14 protein-coding genes and 1 tRNA gene are annotated in these 16,068 nt (G+C 61.8%); 12 read left to right on the top strand and 3 right to left on the bottom strand.

Annotated elements, in window-relative coordinates; translation table 11 throughout:
- Positions 1-199: 199 nt before the first annotated feature.
- A complete protein-coding gene (locus ROG8370_RS07455; RefSeq protein ID WP_085826450.1) occupies positions 200-2,620 on the bottom strand; it encodes an ATP-dependent helicase in 2,421 nt (806 codons plus the stop codon).
- 112 nt (positions 2,621-2,732) lie between these two features.
- On the opposite strand from ROG8370_RS07455, the gene ROG8370_RS07450 reads away from it, so the two are divergent.
- The 8 genes from ROG8370_RS07450 (at position 2,733) to ROG8370_RS07415 (ending at position 12,216) form a co-directional block, all read left to right on the top strand.
- Positions 2,733-3,881, top strand: coding sequence for an alpha-hydroxy acid oxidase (locus ROG8370_RS07450; RefSeq protein ID WP_085826449.1), 1,149 nt, complete (start codon positions 2,733-2,735; stop codon positions 3,879-3,881).
- A gap of 156 nt (positions 3,882-4,037) precedes the next feature.
- Positions 4,038-7,475, top strand: coding sequence for a pyruvate carboxylase (locus tag ROG8370_RS07445; protein ID WP_085826448.1), 3,438 nt, complete (start codon positions 4,038-4,040; stop codon positions 7,473-7,475).
- 125 nt (positions 7,476-7,600) lie between these two features.
- Entirely contained in the window at positions 7,601-8,401 is an 801-nt protein-coding gene (locus ROG8370_RS07440; protein WP_085826447.1) for a phosphodiesterase, read from the top strand.
- Positions 8,402-8,417: 16 nt separating this feature from the next.
- Positions 8,418-9,146: a TerC family protein gene (locus ROG8370_RS07435; protein ID WP_085826446.1), complete on the top strand. Its 729-nt coding sequence runs from the start codon at positions 8,418-8,420 to the stop codon at positions 9,144-9,146.
- 113 nt (positions 9,147-9,259) lie between these two features.
- On the top strand, positions 9,260-9,553 hold the full coding sequence (locus tag ROG8370_RS07430; RefSeq protein WP_073194927.1) for a ribbon-helix-helix domain-containing protein: 294 nt from the start codon (positions 9,260-9,262) through the stop codon (positions 9,551-9,553).
- 91 nt (positions 9,554-9,644) lie between these two features.
- Positions 9,645-10,040, top strand: coding sequence for a VOC family protein (locus tag ROG8370_RS07425; RefSeq protein WP_085826445.1), 396 nt, complete (start codon positions 9,645-9,647; stop codon positions 10,038-10,040).
- A 52-nt stretch (positions 10,041-10,092) separates the two neighbouring features.
- Positions 10,093-10,617 carry a Twin-arginine translocation pathway signal gene (locus ROG8370_RS07420; protein WP_085826444.1) on the top strand — a complete coding sequence of 175 codons (525 nt, stop codon included), beginning with the start codon at positions 10,093-10,095 and terminating at the stop codon, positions 10,615-10,617.
- 27 nt (positions 10,618-10,644) lie between these two features.
- Complete coding sequence (locus ROG8370_RS07415; protein ID WP_085826443.1) at positions 10,645-12,216, top strand: GMC family oxidoreductase; 1,572 nt, start codon at positions 10,645-10,647, stop codon at positions 12,214-12,216.
- Positions 12,217-12,482: 266 nt separating this feature from the next.
- Here ROG8370_RS07415 and ROG8370_RS07410 read toward each other — a convergent pair whose 3' ends face one another.
- Positions 12,483-12,809 carry a DUF1330 domain-containing protein gene (locus ROG8370_RS07410; RefSeq protein ID WP_085826442.1) on the bottom strand — a complete coding sequence of 109 codons (327 nt, stop codon included), beginning with the start codon at positions 12,807-12,809 and terminating at the stop codon, positions 12,483-12,485.
- Positions 12,810-13,031: 222 nt separating this feature from the next.
- Between ROG8370_RS07410 and ROG8370_RS07405 the strand changes: the two genes are divergently transcribed.
- Positions 13,032-13,106: transfer RNA gene (locus ROG8370_RS07405), tRNA-Gly, on the top strand.
- Between the two features lie 61 nt (positions 13,107-13,167).
- Here ROG8370_RS07405 and ROG8370_RS07400 read toward each other — a convergent pair.
- Positions 13,168-13,719, bottom strand: a complete 552-nt coding sequence (locus ROG8370_RS07400) for a TetR/AcrR family transcriptional regulator (protein ID WP_085826441.1) — start codon at positions 13,717-13,719, stop codon at positions 13,168-13,170.
- A 187-nt stretch (positions 13,720-13,906) separates the two neighbouring features.
- Between ROG8370_RS07400 and ROG8370_RS07395 the strand changes: the two genes are divergently transcribed.
- From ROG8370_RS07395 to hisH, 3 genes are all read left to right on the top strand, one after another.
- Complete coding sequence (locus ROG8370_RS07395; protein WP_085826440.1) at positions 13,907-14,674, top strand: SDR family NAD(P)-dependent oxidoreductase; 768 nt, start codon at positions 13,907-13,909, stop codon at positions 14,672-14,674.
- 162 nt (positions 14,675-14,836) lie between these two features.
- The gene (gene hisB, locus ROG8370_RS07390; RefSeq protein ID WP_085826439.1) at positions 14,837-15,424 is read left to right on the top strand and encodes an imidazoleglycerol-phosphate dehydratase HisB; all 588 of its coding nucleotides are present in this window, start codon (positions 14,837-14,839) and stop codon (positions 15,422-15,424) included.
- Between the two features lie 3 nt (positions 15,425-15,427).
- Positions 15,428-16,066, top strand: coding sequence for an imidazole glycerol phosphate synthase subunit HisH (hisH, locus tag ROG8370_RS07385; RefSeq protein ID WP_085826438.1), 639 nt, complete (start codon positions 15,428-15,430; stop codon positions 16,064-16,066).
- The last annotated feature ends 2 nt before the right edge of the window (positions 16,067-16,068 follow it).

Below are 16,068 nucleotides of genomic sequence, written 5' to 3'. Positions count from 1 at the left end.
GATAGAAAACGCAGTGTTTGCCGGTGTCATATTGCATGATCGTACCCTCAGAAAAATGAGCCTCCGACCCGGCTGCGGCTCATTTTTCTGAGGGTACGATCATAAAGCGATTCTTTCACGCTGAAGCGGGTCCGACTGGAAGTCGGAGGGTTTGCTCCACGGCGTGGATACTCAAATTCAGATCGCCAAGCGCCAGAGGTCAGAAGGGCACGTCATCCGTACCGGTGATAAAGCGCGCGACGACCTTTTTGGCACCCGCCTTTTCAAAGTCGATCTCGAGCTTGTCACCCTCGATGCCGATGATCAGACCATAGCCGAATTTCTGGTGAAAGACGCGCTCGCCCATGGAATGCGCACTGACCGCTTGCAGGTCGATCACGGTCTTGCTGGCCTCACGCGGCTGGCTGGTCGGGCGCTCGGCGCTGCGGGTCTGAAGACGGCGCCAGCCGGGCGAGTTATAGACATTGGCTTCGGCGACGCGGGTTTCGAGCGTGCTGTTCATGCCCGCAGCGCCGTAACCGCCGCCATAAAGGCCCGGCGGGGTCAGCACCTCGACGTGATCCTCGGGCAATTCGTCGATAAAGCGCGAGGGCATCTGGCTTTGCCATTGGCCATAAACCCGGCGGTTGCCGGCAAAGGAGATCGTGCAGACCTCTTCGGCGCGGGTGATGCCGACATAGGCAAGCCGACGCTCTTCCTCGACGCCGCGCTGACCGCTTTCATCCATTGAGCGCTGCGAGGGGAAAAGCCCGTCTTCCCAGCCCGGCAGGAACACAACCGGAAATTCAAGGCCCTTGGCGGCGTGCAGGGTCATGATCGAGATTTTCTCGCCGTCTTCGCCCGCCTCGTTATCCATGATCAGGCTGACATGTTCGAGAAAGCCCTGAAGGTTCTCGAACTGCTCGAGCGCCTTGACCAGTTCCTTGAGGTTCTCAAGTCGCCCCGGCGCCTCGGGTGTCTTGTCGTTTTGCCACATCCCGGTATAGCCAGATTCGTCCAGGATCGTCTCGGCCAGCTCGACGTGGGTCATCTCGGGCGGCCCGTATTCCACCCGCTCGATTTCGCCACCATCTTCCACAACGCTGTCGGCATCAAGCGCCACCCGGCGCAATTCGCCTTGGGTCAGGGAGGCCCAACGATCCAGCCCCTCGATCAGTTTGCCAAGTTCAATGGCGCCCTTGCCGCCCAGCCCCTTTTCGGCGAGCAGAATGCGCGCGCCTTCAATCAGCGGTACGCCATTGGCGCGCGCTGTCATCTGGATTTTCTGCTGGGCCTTGTCGCCAAGACCGCGTTTGGGGGTGTTCACGATCCGCTCGAACGCCAGATCATCGGCGGGCGAGGTGACAAGGCGGAAATAGGCCATGGCGTCGCGGATTTCCATGCGCTCGTAAAAGCGCGGGCCGCCGATGACGCGGTAGGGCATGCCGATGGTCAAAAACCGATCCTCAAACGCGCGCATCTGGTGCGAGGCACGCACGAGAATGGCCATGTCATCTAGCGAAAAGCCGCGCAACCCGCGGGTGCCGCCCTGCATCGCGTCGACCTCTTCGCCGATCCAACGCGCCTCTTCCTCGCCGTCCCAATGGCCGATCAGGCGCACCTTTTCGCCGGTCTCGGCCTCGGTCCAGAGCTCTTTGCCCAAACGCCCCTGATTGCCGGAAATCACGCTTGAGGCGGCGGCGAGGATATGCGGGGTCGAGCGGTAATTCTGTTCCAGACGGATCACCGCCGCGCCGGGAAAATCCGCCTCAAACCGCAGGATATTGCCCACTTCGGCCCCGCGCCAGCCATAGATCGACTGATCGTCATCGCCGACGCAGCAGATGTTCTTGTGCCCCGCCGCCAGAAGCCGCAGCCAGAGGTATTGGGCGACGTTGGTATCCTGATATTCGTCCACCATGATAAAGCGGAACCAGCGTTGGTATTGCGCCAGAACATCGTCGTGGGTCTGAAAGATGCTGACCACATGCAACAGCAGATCACCGAAATCGACGGCGTTGAGCTCGATCAACCGGGCCTGATACTGACGATAAAGCGCGGGGCCCTTGCCGTCATAGGCGCCCGCCTCGGCGGCGGGCAGGTTGTCGGGCGTCCAGGCGCGGTTTTTCCAGTTGTCGATGACCCCGGCAAGCGCGCGCGCGGGCCAGCGTTTGTCGTCAATCCCCGCCGCCTGCACCAGCTGTTTCAAAAGCCGAAGCTGATCGTCGGTATCAAGAATGGTAAAGTTGGACTTGAGGCCGACAAGCTCTGCGTGGCGGCGCAGAAGTTTCACACAGATCGAATGAAAGGTGCCAAGCCAGGGCATGCCCTCGGCGGGTTGGCCCAAAAGGTGCCCGACGCGGTTTTTCATCTCGCGGGCGGCCTTGTTGGTGAAGGTCACCGCCAGAATTTCGTTGGGCCGCGCCTTGCCGGTGTTGAGCATATGCACGATCCGCGTGGTCAGCGCCTTGGTCTTGCCGGTGCCGGCCCCGGCCAACATCAGGACCGGGCCGTCGATGGTTTCGACCGCCTTGCGCTGTTCGGGGTTGAGCCCCTCAAGATAGGGAGAGGGGCGCGCCGCCATGGCGCGGGCCGCAAGAGAGGCGCCTTCAAAGGCGTCGGATTCGTCATATGTGCTCATGGCGGCCACAATAGCGCGGGCTTGCCCCGAGATAAAGAGATGTTCGGGGATTGTTCCCGTGGTTTTGCACAGCCTCACGATGCGCTGGACAAGTCCCTGAAAACCCGCGCAAATGCGGGGTATGGACCTGCATTCAAAATACCCCGCCCTGGCCGATCTGCGCACCCGTGCGCGCGCGCGTATCCCGCGGTTCGTCTGGGAATATCTCGATAGCGGCACCGGGGTCGAGGCCACCAAGGCGCGCAATCGCGAGATGCTGGATCGGGTGCGGCTGATGCCGTCGATCCTGCATGGCGAGTTCACGCCCGATATCACCGCGCCGCTTTTGGGGCAGGTGCATGCCCTTCCGGTTGGCATTGCGCCGGTGGGGATGTCGGGGCTGATCTGGCCGGATGCCGAGCGCCACCTTGCGCGCGCCGCGACGGCGGCGGGCATTCCCTATGGGCTTTCGACGGTGGCAAGCCAAAGGCCCGAGGATGTCGGCCCGCATTTGAACGGACAGGGCTGGTTTCAGCTTTATCCGCCGCGCGATCCGGATATTCGCACCGATATGCTCAACCGTGCGCGCGCCGCCGGGTTCAGCGTGCTGGTGCTGACCGTGGATGTGCCGGTCGGAAGCCGTCGCGAACGTCAGACGCGCTCGGGCCTGACGCAGCCGCCGAAACTGACGCCGCGGCTTTTGGCGCAGGTGGCGCGCTGCCCGGCGTGGGCGCTTGGTATGGCGCGCATGGGCATGCCGCGGATGCGGTTGATTGACGATTATGCGGGCGGAACCAAGGGGTTGCCGTCGAACAAGCACGCCGGATACCTTTTGCGCACCTCGCCGGATTGGGACTATCTGCGTTGGTTGCGCGACGCCTGGGAAGGGCCGATCGTAGTCAAGGGCGTGCTAAACGGCGATGACGCGCGCGCGCTTGAGGGTGAGGGCGTTGATACGATCTGGGTCTCAAACCATGCGGGCCGACAGTTTGACGCCGCCCCCGCCACCATCGAGGCCCTGCCAGAGGTGCGCGCCGCGACCCGTCTTCCGGTGATCATGGATGGCGGGATCGAGGGCGGGCTGGACGTGTTGCGCGCCATCGCCCTTGGGGCGGATTTCGTGATGATGGGGCGCGGCTGGCATTTCGCGCTTGGCGCGCTCGGGGCCGAGGGGCCGACGCATCTGGCGGATATTCTGGCGCAGGACCTCAAGGCGAATATGGGGCAGCTTGGCACCAAGACCCTGTTTGACGTGCGCGACCGGCTGATCCCGACCGGGTAAGGCCCCCTACCCGCCCGGTCAGGAAATTTCCCCAGCCGGGAAATACCCAGTATGGCGGATTGCGCAAACCTTTCACAAATCCTACAAGATCACAGCGCCGCAATGCGGCGTGAGCCCCGCGCCACATAAAGACACGATATTTCGAGGGAACAGACCATGGCCGAATTCAAGAAGATTCTGATTGCGAACCGGGGCGAAATCGCCATTCGCATCATGCGCGCCGCCAATGAAATGGGAAAGCGCACTGTCGCGGTCTTTGCCGAGGAAGACAAACTTAGCCTGCACCGTTTCAAGGCTGACGAGGCCTACCGCATCGGCGAAGGCATGGGGCCGGTGGCGGCCTATCTCTCGATCGAGGAAATCATTCGCGTCGCCAAGCAATCGGGCGCGGATGCGATCCACCCCGGCTATGGCCTCTTGTCGGAAAACCCTGAATTCGTCGATGCCTGCGATGCCGCCGGGATCACCTTTATCGGCCCCAAGGCCGAAACCATGCGCCAATTGGGCGACAAGGCAAGCGCGCGCCGCGTGGCGATCGAGGCCGGCGTGCCGGTCATTCCGGCGACCGAAGTGCTTGGCGATGACATGGACAAGGTCCGCGCGCAGGCCGCCGAGGTTGGCTATCCGTTGATGCTCAAGGCAAGCTGGGGCGGCGGCGGGCGTGGCATGCGGCCAATCAACGGGCCAGACGAGCTTGAGGAAAAGGTGCTTGAGGGACGGCGCGAGGCCGAGGCGGCCTTTGGCAATGGCGAGGGCTATCTTGAAAAGATGATCCTGCGCGCACGTCACGTAGAGGTTCAAATCCTTGGCGACAAGCACGGCAATATGTACCACCTCTACGAGCGTGACTGTTCCGTTCAGCGGCGCAACCAAAAGGTGGTTGAACGCGCCCCCGCCCCCTACCTGAGCGAGGCACAGCGCGAAGAGATTTGCCAGCTTGGCTATCGCATCTGCAAGCATGTGAACTATGAGTGCGCCGGCACGGTCGAATTCCTGATGGATATGGACACCGGCGCGTTCTTCTTTATCGAGGTCAATCCCCGCGTGCAGGTCGAACATACCGTCACCGAAGAGGTGACCGGCATCGACATCGTACAGGCCCAGATCAAGATCGCCGAGGGCAAGACGCTGACCGAGGCGACCCGCAAGGCAAGCCAGTATGACATCACCCTGAACGGTCACGCGCTTCAGACCCGGATCACCACGGAAGATCCGCAAAATAACTTTATCCCCGATTATGGCCGCATCACCGCCTATCGCTCTGCGACCGGCATGGGCATTCGCCTAGATGGCGGCACCGCCTATTCGGGCGGGGTGATCACGCGGTTTTACGACAGCCTTCTGGTCAAGGTCACGGCGCATGCCCAGACCCCAGAGGCGGCGATTGCGCGGATGGACCGTGCCCTGCGCGAATTTCGTATTCGCGGTGTAAGCACCAACATCGCCTTTGTTGAAAACCTGCTCAAGCATCCGACGTTTCTGAACAACGAATATTCGACCAAGTTCATCGACACCACGCCGGAGCTGTTCAAATTCAACAAGCGGCGGGACCGGGGCACCAAGGTTCTGACCTATATCGCGGATATCACCGTGAACGGGCATCCCGAGACCACCGGGCGCGCGAAACCGGCCGACCTCAAGCTGCCGCGCCCGCCCGCCTGCCTTGGCGAGCCGACGGCGGGCACCAAGACCCTGCTCGATGCCAAGGGCCCCAAGGCCGTGGCCGACTGGATGCTGGCGCAGGACCGGCTATTGCTGACCGACACCACGATGCGCGACGGGCATCAATCGCTTTTGGCCACGCGCATGCGTTCGATCGACATGCTGCGCGCGGCGCCGGTCTATGCGGCCAACCTGTCGGAGTTGTTCAGCGTGGAATGCTGGGGCGGGGCGACCTTTGACGTGGCCTATCGCTTTTTGCAGGAATGCCCCTGGCAGCGCCTGCGCGATCTGCGCGCCGCGATGCCCAACGTGCTGACGCAGATGCTTTTGCGTGCCTCCAACGGGGTCGGCTATACCAATTATCCCGACAACGTGGTGCAGGAATTCGTCCGCCAGGCCGCCGAGACCGGCATTGACGTATTCCGCGTCTTCGACAGCCTGAACTGGGTTGAAAACATGCGCGTCGCGATGGATGCGGTGAATGACACGGGGCGCATCTGTGAGGGGGCGATCTGTTACACGGGCGATATTCTTGACCCGGACCGCGCCAAATATGACCTCAAGTATTATGTCTCGATGGCCAAGGATTTGCAGGCCGCAGGCGCGCATATTCTCGGGCTCAAGGATATGGCGGGGCTGTTGAAACCGCCCTCGGCGACGGCGCTTGTCAAGGCGCTCAAGGATGAGCTTGATATCCCGGTGCATTTCCACACCCATGACACCAGCGGCATTGCCGGGGCCACCATTCTGGCGGCATCAGAGGCCGGGGTGGATGCGGTCGATGCGGCTATGGATGCGTTTTCGGGCGGCACCAGCCAGCCCTGCCTTGGTTCGATCGTCGAGGCGCTGCGCCATACCGCGCGCGACACCGGCATCGCGCCGCAGAAAATCCGCGAGATGTCGGATTACTGGGGCCATGTGCGCGCGCAATACGTGGCCTTTGAAAGTGGCCTGGAGGCGCCCGCCTCGGAGGTGTATCTGCATGAAATGCCCGGTGGTCAGTTCACCAACCTCAAGGCGCAGGCCCGCAGCCTCGGGCTTGAGGAACGCTGGCCCGAAGTGGCGCGCACCTATGCGGATGTGAACCAGATGTTCGGCGATATCGTCAAGGTGACGCCCTCGTCCAAGGTGGTTGGCGACATGGCGTTAATGATGGTCAGCCAAGGCTTGAGCCGCGCCGAGGTCGAAGCGCCCGAGAGCGATGTGGCCTTTCCCGACAGCGTCATCGACATGATGCGCGGCAACCTCGGCCAACCGCCGGGCGGCTTTCCGGCCAGCATCCTCAAGAAGGTTCTGAAGGACGAGAAGCCCAACACCGAACGCCCCGGCAAGCACCTAGCGCCGGTCAACCTTGAGGCGACGCGCGCCGAGCTTGTCAAAGAGCTTGAGGGCAAACCGGTCGATAACGAGGACCTCAATGGCTACCTGATGTACCCCAAGGTGTTCCTCGATTACATGGGCCGTCATCGGACCTATGGCCCGGTGCGCACCCTGCCGACGCGAACGTTCTTTTACGGCATGGAAGCGGGCGAGGAAATCAGCGTCGAGATCGACCCCGGCAAGATCCTTGAAATCCGGCTTCAGGCGGTGGGCGACACCCTGCCCGATGGCGAGGTCAAGGTGTTCTTCGAACTCAACGGTCAGCCGCGCGTGATCCGGGTGCCGAACCGGCTTGCCAAGGCGCAGACCGCCGCACGCCCCAAGGCCGAGCTTGGCAACCCCAACCATGTCGGCGCACCAATGCCCGGTGTGGTGGCCAGCGTGGCCGCCGTTGCAGGCAAGGCGGTCAAGGCGGGTGATCTGTTGCTGACCATCGAGGCGATGAAGATGGAAACCGGCATTCACGCCGAGCGCGACGCGACCATCAAGGCCGTGCATGTCACGCCCGGCGGTCAGATCGACGCCAAGGATCTGTTGGTCGAGTTCGAATAGCGGCTCATCCGCCCTGACAGGCGGCCTCGCGACATCGCGGGGGCCTTAAAGTAGAGCCTTTTCAAGACGCGCGAATCCGACGATGGTTCGCGCGTCTTTGCTTTGATCCGGGGGGCGCGCGACGGATGCATAAAGTTCTGGTTTTCACCGATATCCACATCCTGCCCGAGGGCGAGAAGATCATCGGGCTTGATCCGTTCGAGCGTTTCACCCAAGGCCTTGCCCATGCAACCGCGCGCCATCCCGATGCCGAGCGGATCGTGCTCTGTGGCGATCTTGCGCATAACGCCGCCCCGGCCGAATATGCCCGCCTGAAACAGGCGCTTGCGGGCTGCCCTTTGCCGGTGGATCTGATGCTTGGCAATCACGACCGGCGCGCGCCGTTCCTTGCGGACTTCCCGCAGGTGCCGGTCACCGAGGCGGGCTTTGTGCAGCATTTTCAGGATATTGGCGATTACCGCCTGATCCTGCTTGATACCCTCAACGAGGCGGCCGATGACACCCATTCGGGGCATCTGTGCGCGCATCGTCTTGACTGGCTGGATCACGCTCTGGCCACGGCGGGCGAGCGCCGCATCGTGGTCTTCACCCATCATCCGCCGATGATCACCGGGTTTTCCGGCATGGATTGGATCGGGCTTCACAACCGCGCCGAGCTGATCGAGCGTCTGGTGGCGCATGGCGGCGTGGTACAGATCGTCAGCGGCCATATCCACCGCACCATTCAGGGCGCGGCGGGCGGCATCCCGGTCAGCATCTTCAAGAGCCCCTGCCACCAGATGCCGATGGCGCTTGGCTTTCAGGACCCGAGCCTTTCGATCGACGAGCCGGGCGCCTATGGTATCTTGCTGCTTACTGGCGACGGGGTGATCGTGCATACCGAGGATTTCACCCTGCCCGACCAAAAACCAGAATTATACGGCTAAGAGAGGAGCAGCAGAGATGATCACGCTTTTGTCCGACCCCGCGGTCTGGGCCGCGTTTCTAACGTTGACGGTGCTTGAAATCGTGCTTGGCATCGACAACGTGATCTTCATCTCGATCGCCGCCGCGCGGCTGCCCGAGGAGCACCGCGCAAGGGCGCGCCTGATCGGTCTGAGCGGGGCCCTTTTGCTGCGCATCATCCTGTTGTTTTTCATCGCGAAGCTGATCGGGCTGTCAGAGCCGTTCGTCACCCTTCGCGGCTGGGGTATCTCCTGGCGCGATGTGATCCTGGTGCTGGGCGGGCTGTTCCTGATCTACAAGGCCAGCACGGAAATCTTTGACGAGGTCGAAGGCGAGGCCCCCGCGCATGGCGAGGCGACACTTGCCCGCGTCACCCTGAGCGCGGTGATCGTGCAGATCATGCTGCTTGATCTGGTGTTCTCGATTGATTCCGTGATCACCGCCGTGGGGATTGCCGATCATATCGAGGTGATGATCGCGGCGATCTGCGTGGCCATCGTGGTGATGATGATCGCCGCCACACCGATTTCCAACTTTGTCGAGGCGCACCCCTCGACCAAGATGCTGGCGCTTGCGTTTCTTCTTATGGTGGGCATGGCGCTTGTGGCGGATGGGTTTCATTTTCATGTCGAGCGTGGCTTTATCTATGCCGCGATGCTGTTTGGTGGCGGGGTCGAGGCGCTGAACCTGTTGCGCCAGAAACGCAGGCGGGCGCGCGCGGATTGACACGCGCCCGGCGCCACGCTCTTCCCCCACGCGCAAAAATCGGCAATGATGGGTCACGGACTGAGATCCGCCGCGCGGCGCGACCCGCCCGGCGGATGAGGGAGGAACCACTTATGTGCCGAATTTTTGCCGGGCAAGACCCGGATCGCTATGCGCTTGAAACCCGCCGGATGCGCCTTAACGGTCAAAGCACCAGCATCCGTCTGGAAAATTCTTTCTGGGGTATTCTTGATGAAATCGCCGCAAGTGAGGGGCTATCAACGCCAGCATTTGTGTCCAGGCTTCACTCCGAGGTGCTTGAGTTGCGCGGAGAGCCAAAGAACTTTACCTCGCTCTTGCGCTGTACCTGTCTTATCCACCGCGAAAGCGGGCTTGACGCCGACAGCCGCCAGATCGCTGCGGAATAACCCCAATCGGGCATGTAGTAGCGGCTTACTACCTGCCCCCCCAGAGCTTTGGTAACCTTTCCGGACCAACACACCTGATCCGGAGGGGAAAATGGCCAAAGCCATTCACAGCATGATCCGCGTCCTGGACGAGGCGCGCTCGGTCGAGTTTTACCGCAAGGCCTTTGGCCTGAACGTCGCGGACCGGCTTGATTTCGAGAAATTCACCCTCGTCTACATGTCCAATTCCGAAAGCGCGTTCGAGGTCGAGCTGACCATCAACAAGGGCCGCACAGAGGCCTATGACCTTGGCGATGGCTATGGCCACCTCGCGGTTCTGGTCGAGGACCTGGAGGCAGAGCACGCCCGCTTTATCGCAGAGGGCTTGGAGCCCCGCAAAATCGTCGAATTCGCGCCCGACGGCAAGCTTGTCGGCAAGTTCTTTTTCATCGCCGACCCGGATGGCTATGAAATCGAAGTGCTCGAGCGGGGCGGACGTTTCAAATAATTTGCGGGCGCTTTCATGCGCCTGTTTTTTTGACCAATTGGGAGGAGAACCAATGACTGACGTGAAAACCCGAAAAGGGATGACGCGGCGCGAGCTGTTGTCGCGCACCGTGGCCGCAGGGGCCACTTTCGTGGTCGGGGCCGGCTTTGTCGCCAACACCGATGCGGCCTGGGCGCTTGAGACCACCGCGCTCAAGCCTGAAACCATGGCGACGCTGATCCAGATGGCGCGCGATATCTATCCGCATGACCATGTGGCCGACGAATATTACGCCGTGGCCGTCAAGGGCTATGACAGTGCCGAGGCCGCCCCGGCGGTTGAGCTTGGCATTGCCGCGCTGAATGCGGCGGCGGCGGGCAAAGGCTTTGCCGACTACCTGTCGATCGGTTGGGAACGCGACCGCGTCGACATCCTGCGCGCTATGGAGGACAGCGCCTTTTTCCAACAGGTGCGCGGCGGTCTGGTGACCGGGCTTTATAACCAAAAGGCGGTCTGGCCACTGTTTGGCTATGAGGGCGAGTCCTTTTCCAAGGGCGGTTACATCAACCGCGGTTTTGACGACATCAACTGGCTCTGAGCCATAGCCAACCGAGGAGGATTACCTATGGCTGCACCTTTTGATCTGAGTGACGACAGCGTGATCGTTGTCATCGGCACCGGCGCCGGCGGCGGCGTCTTGTCAAACGAATTGGCCCAACGCGGCGTAAGCGTTGTGGCACTTGAGGCGGGCGGGCGTTACCTGCCCGAGGATTATGTCAACGACGAGTGGGAAAGCTTTGGCCAGCTGGCCTGGCTTGATGCGCGCACCACATCCGGCGACTGGCGCGTAGCAAAGGACTTTTCCGGCCTGCCGGCCTGGATCGTCAAGGCCGTCGGCGGCACCACCACCCATTGGGCCGGCGCGAGCCTGCGCTTTCAGGACCACGAGTGGAAGGCCAAGACCACCTATGGCCCGGTACAGGGCGCAAACCTGCTGGACTGGCCGATTGACGGGGCTGAAATGGCGCCCTGGTATGATCTTGCCGAGAAAAAGCTGGGTGTGACGCGCACCAATGGCATTCCCGGCCTGCCGGGCAGCAACAACTACAAGGTGTTCGAGGCCGGCGCCAAGGCGCTTGGCTATGAAGAGGTCCACACCGGGCGCATGGCGATCAACAGCGAGGAAAACGATGATCGCATGGCCTGTCAGCAGACCGGTTTTTGCTTTCAGGGCTGTAAATGGGGCGCCAAGTGGTCCGCCGCCTATACCGACATCCCGCGCGGCGAGGCGACCGGCAATCTTGAGGTGCGCGCCAAGGCGCATGTGCAGCGCATCGAGCACGGGCCCGACGGTAAGGTCAACGCCGTGATCTATGTCGACGAGAATGGCGTCGAGCACAAACAGATGGCGCGCGCCGTCTGTGTGGCCGGCAACTCGTTCGAGAGCCCGCGGCTGTTGCTCAACTCGGCCACGTCGATGTATCCCGACGGGCTTGCCAATAGCTCGGGTCAGGTGGGGCGCAATTATATGCGGCATTTGACCGGCTCGGTTTACGGTGTGTTCGACAAGCCGGTGAAGATGTGGCGCGGCACCACAATGGCCGGCATCATGCAGGACGAGGCCCGCCATGACACCTCGCGCGGCTTTGTCGGCGGGTATGAGCTTGAGACCCTGTCGCTTGGCCTGCCGTTCATGGCGGCTTTCCTTGATCCGGGCGGTTGGGGGCGCGAGTTTACCACCGCGCTTGATTCTTACGAGAACATGGCCGGGATGTGGATCGTCGGCGAGGACATGCCGCAGGAAACCAACCGCGTGACCCTGAACCATGACGTCAAGGATCAGTTCGGCATGCCGGTGGCGAATGTGCATTACTCCGATCACCCCAACGACCGGGCGATGCGCGATCACGCCTATAAGCAGGGCATGGCGATCTATGATGCCGTGGGCGCCACGCGGAGCTTTCCGACGCCGCCCTACCCGTCGACGCATAACCTTGGCACCAACCGGATGTCCGAGAACCCGCGTGACGGCGTGGTCAACCGCAATGGCCGGACCCATGATATCGAGAACCTGTTCATCTCGGACGGCTCGCAATTCACCACCGGGGCGGCGGAAAACCCGACCCTGACCATTGTGGCGCTTGCCATCCGGCAGGCCGAGCACATTGCAGGTGAACTCTCACGCGGCGCCCTCTAAGCGGGCCCGCGTCTCTCTCCCGGCGTTTTAAACTCTCCCCAAGACGCCGGGGGATATGGGGCAGCCCCCCAAGGAAGGCCGAGGTTGAGTGCCGGACGGTGCCTGCCCGTGGGTTGGCGCTCTGACGGCTTTTGAACGCATTTTATGTCGGCCAAGCACATCCAACATCCAGACCCCGCGCAGCCCTCACCAAAGCGCCAGCCCGCCGGAACGGGCAGGCGCTGCCCGGTGGCGCGATGCGCCTTTGGTCCGGGCATGGATTACTCTTAGCCCTTGGGAAGATAGGGGATGTCACCGGCCGCGTCGGTGTCGTCGATCACCCAGAAATGCCCCTCGCTTCCGGCCTGACGGGCCTTGCCGAGCGGGGCATAGTCGGGGTCATTGGCAAAGGCCTTCGCCGCGTCAAGGCTTGGGAATTCCACCAGTGCAATCAGCGTCGTGTCCGGCGGTGTGCCCTCAAGGGTGGTGATATTGGCGCTGCGTGACAGGTATTTGCCACCGTGACGCGCCACGATCTCGTGGGTCTTGGCGGCATATTCGGGCACCCAGGCATCATCGGTGACCTTGACCTGTGCAATAAGATAGACTGGCATGTGTTTCCTCCTGTGGTGTCGGCTTGGCCCCTTGGGCGCGCCTCTCTTGCGCGACAAGCCTAGCATAGCGCATGAAACGGCGCGCGCGTGCCGACGGCCAGGCCGGTCCCACTTAGGTCGCAGAGGCCGCTATTTGGGTTTTGTGAAAAAAATCCGCCAGAGGCGTGATTTTCCTCTTGCGGATCAGCGCCATAATTTATAAATCACGCCTCACCCAAGGACGCGGGCGTAGCTCAGGGGTAGAGCGCAACCTTGCCAAGGTTGATGTCGAGAGTTCGAATCTCTTCGCCCGCTCCAATTTTCCGATAAATTGGACGCATCGGACCCAAACGAGGGTCAGACGCCGCTGTGATCGCGATTACTGTGGTCGTGGCAGGTCTATGTCGTCAAACACCGAAATATCGCCAAGGGTTCGCGCAAGAATAAGCGCGCCCTCGGATGTGGCCAGCGTGCCAAGCGCCAGCTTGCGCCGCGCCGCGGGGCTGGCCGCCCAATCGCCCTGTTCAAAGGCGCCGATCAGCCAGCCGATGGTTTCCTCGAAGAACTGACGCGTCTCGGCAACCACCTCTGGCGGCAGGTCGGCAATTTCGGCGCCGAGCATGCCACACAGACACATCAGGTTTTCCTCGACCAACGAAGCGCGCGCCAGGGCGTGCAGCCTGTCCTGCGCTGCGGTGGCGCTCTTTGGGGCCTCTTCCACCGGGCCAAGGGCGGCCATGAAAGTCGCCGTGTAACGCCGCGCCACCGCCGCGCCAAGCGCACCCTTGGTTGGGAAATGGTAATGCACGCTGGCGCTTTTGACGCCGACCGCATCGGCGATCTCGCGAAAGCTGACGCCGTTATAGCCCCGGCTTCGGATCATCGCGTCGGCGGTCTCAAGAATGCGGTGTTTCATGTCTTGCGCGGTCATGGCGGCCCCTCATGTGTCTACCGATAGATAGAGGGAAGTCGCTTCTCGATCAAGCTCTGCTGTCGGCTTCGGTGGCTGGCCCAAACTCTAAATATATATCTAGTGATAGATAGGGATTGACTCATAGCGGCGCAGCGCCCATTCAATATATCTACCTACTGATAGATTGATAGAATCGGAGATTACCATGACACCCACACCCCCTCTTGCGCTTATCGTCGGCGGCTCGTCCGGCATGGGCTATGCCACCGCCGAACGCCTGCTGGATCGCGGGGTCGAGATCGCCCTTTTGGCGCGACCCGGCGACAAGCTTGAGAAAGCGGTAGAATCCCTAGGCGCCAAAGGCAGCGTTCACAGCATGGGCATTGACCTGACCCAAGGCGACAGCGTCACCAAGGCGCTTGAGGCCATCGCCGGGCGCGAGCGCCATATCTCGATGCTGGTCAATGCGGTCGGCACCTTTAGCCCCAAGGCCTTTCTCGATCACGACGAGGCCGATTTCGACCACTACCACGCCCTGAACCGCGCCACCTTTCGCCTGACACAGGCAGTGGCGCGCAACATGGTGGCCCATGGCGGCGGCGCAATCGTCAATATCGGTTCGATGTGGGCGCATCAGGCGATCAAGGCCACCCCGTCATCGGCCTATTCGATGGCCAAGGCGGGCCTGCACGCGCTGACGCAACATCTGGCGATGGAACTTGGCGAGCATGGCATTCGCGTCAACGCCGTGGCCCCGGCGATCGTTGAAACACCGATCTTCGGGGCCTTCATCGCGCCCGAGGACATCAGCAAGACGCTGCATGACGCTTTCGATGCCTTCCACCCCATCGGGCGCATCGGAACGCCCGGCGATATCGCCGCCACCATCGACTTTTTGCTCTCCGATGCCGCCGGTTGGGTCACCGGGGCGATCTGGAATGTCGATGGCGGGGTCATGGCAGGGCGCAACTAGGGTGCCGCCCAAAAGGTGCCTGCGCAAAATACGGTCAGTAACCCGCTGACCTGCGGGGGTTTTTGGGCAACGCCCGCCCCCGCTTTTCCCGCGCCTGCCGCTTGGGACTTGGCGCGCCGCCCCGCGCGGATTATACACCACCCAGCAACCAGCGGAGGCCCCATGCGCAGCGCCCAGATCAGCCGTAAAACTGCCGAGACCAACATCAGCGTCAACATCGCTCTTGATGGCACCGGATCTTATGACAATCAGACCGGGGTTGGCTTTTTCGATCACATGTTGGATCAACTGGCACGCCACTCGCTGATTGACATGAAAATCCGCTGTGAGGGCGATCTCCATATCGACGATCACCACACGGTCGAGGATGTCGGTATTGCCCTTGGTCAGGCGCTCAGCCACGCGATTGGCGACAAGAAGGGCATTCGGCGCTATGGCGCCTGCCTCTTGCCGATGGATGACGCGCTTGTGCGCGCCGCACTTGATTTGTCGGGGCGCCCGTTCCTTGTCTGGAACATGGAGTTGCCCACGCCGAAGATCGGCACCTTCGACACCGAGCTGGTGCGCGAATTCTTTCAGGCGCTCAGCACCCATGGCGGCATCACCCTGCATGTCGATGCGCTGCACGGGATCAACAGCCACCACATGGCCGAGGCCGCCTTCAAAGCGGTGGCACGCGCGCTGCGCGAAGCGGTGGAAACCGATCCGCGCACCACAAATGCCATCCCCTCGACCAAAGGCGCGCTCTGAGTCATGACAACGGTCATCGTCGATTACGAATCCGGCAACCTGCATTCCGCCGAGAAGGCGTTTCAGCGGATGGCGTCCGAAACCGGCGCAGGCCGCGTTCTTGTCACCTCGGACCCCGAGGTGATCCGAAGCGCGTCGCGCGTGGTGTTGCCCGGTGACGGGGCGTTTCCGGCCTGTCGCCAAGAGCTCTTTGACCATCGCGGCGTATTCGAGGCGATCGAAGAGGCAGTGATCGCCAAGGGCCACCCCTTCATGGGCATCTGCATCGGAATGCAGATGATGGCGACGCGCGGCCTTGAGTATCAAGAGACCCCCGGTTTTGACTGGATCGGCGGCACGGTCGAGCATATCGCACCCGATGACGCGTCCCTGAAGGTGCCGCACATGGGGTGGAACGATCTGGTGATCGACCATGCCCACCCGATTTTTGACGGCATCGAGACCGGCAATCATGCCTATTTCGTGCATTCCTATCATTTCCGCGTGGCCGACCCGGCGCATCTTTTGGCGCATGTCGAGTATGGCGGGGCGATCACCGCCGTGGTCGGGCGCGACAACATCGTCGGCACCCAGTTTCACCCCGAGAAAAGCCAGGATACCGGCCTGCGGATGATTGCGAATTTCCTGAACTGGAAACCCTGAGC

It is taken from the genome of Roseovarius gaetbuli (assembly GCF_900172365.1).
Taxonomy (GTDB): domain Bacteria; phylum Pseudomonadota; class Alphaproteobacteria; order Rhodobacterales; family Rhodobacteraceae; genus Roseovarius; species Roseovarius gaetbuli.
Note: the sequence above shows the minus strand (reverse complement) of the source record. Positions and strands in the feature narration are given on the sequence as shown.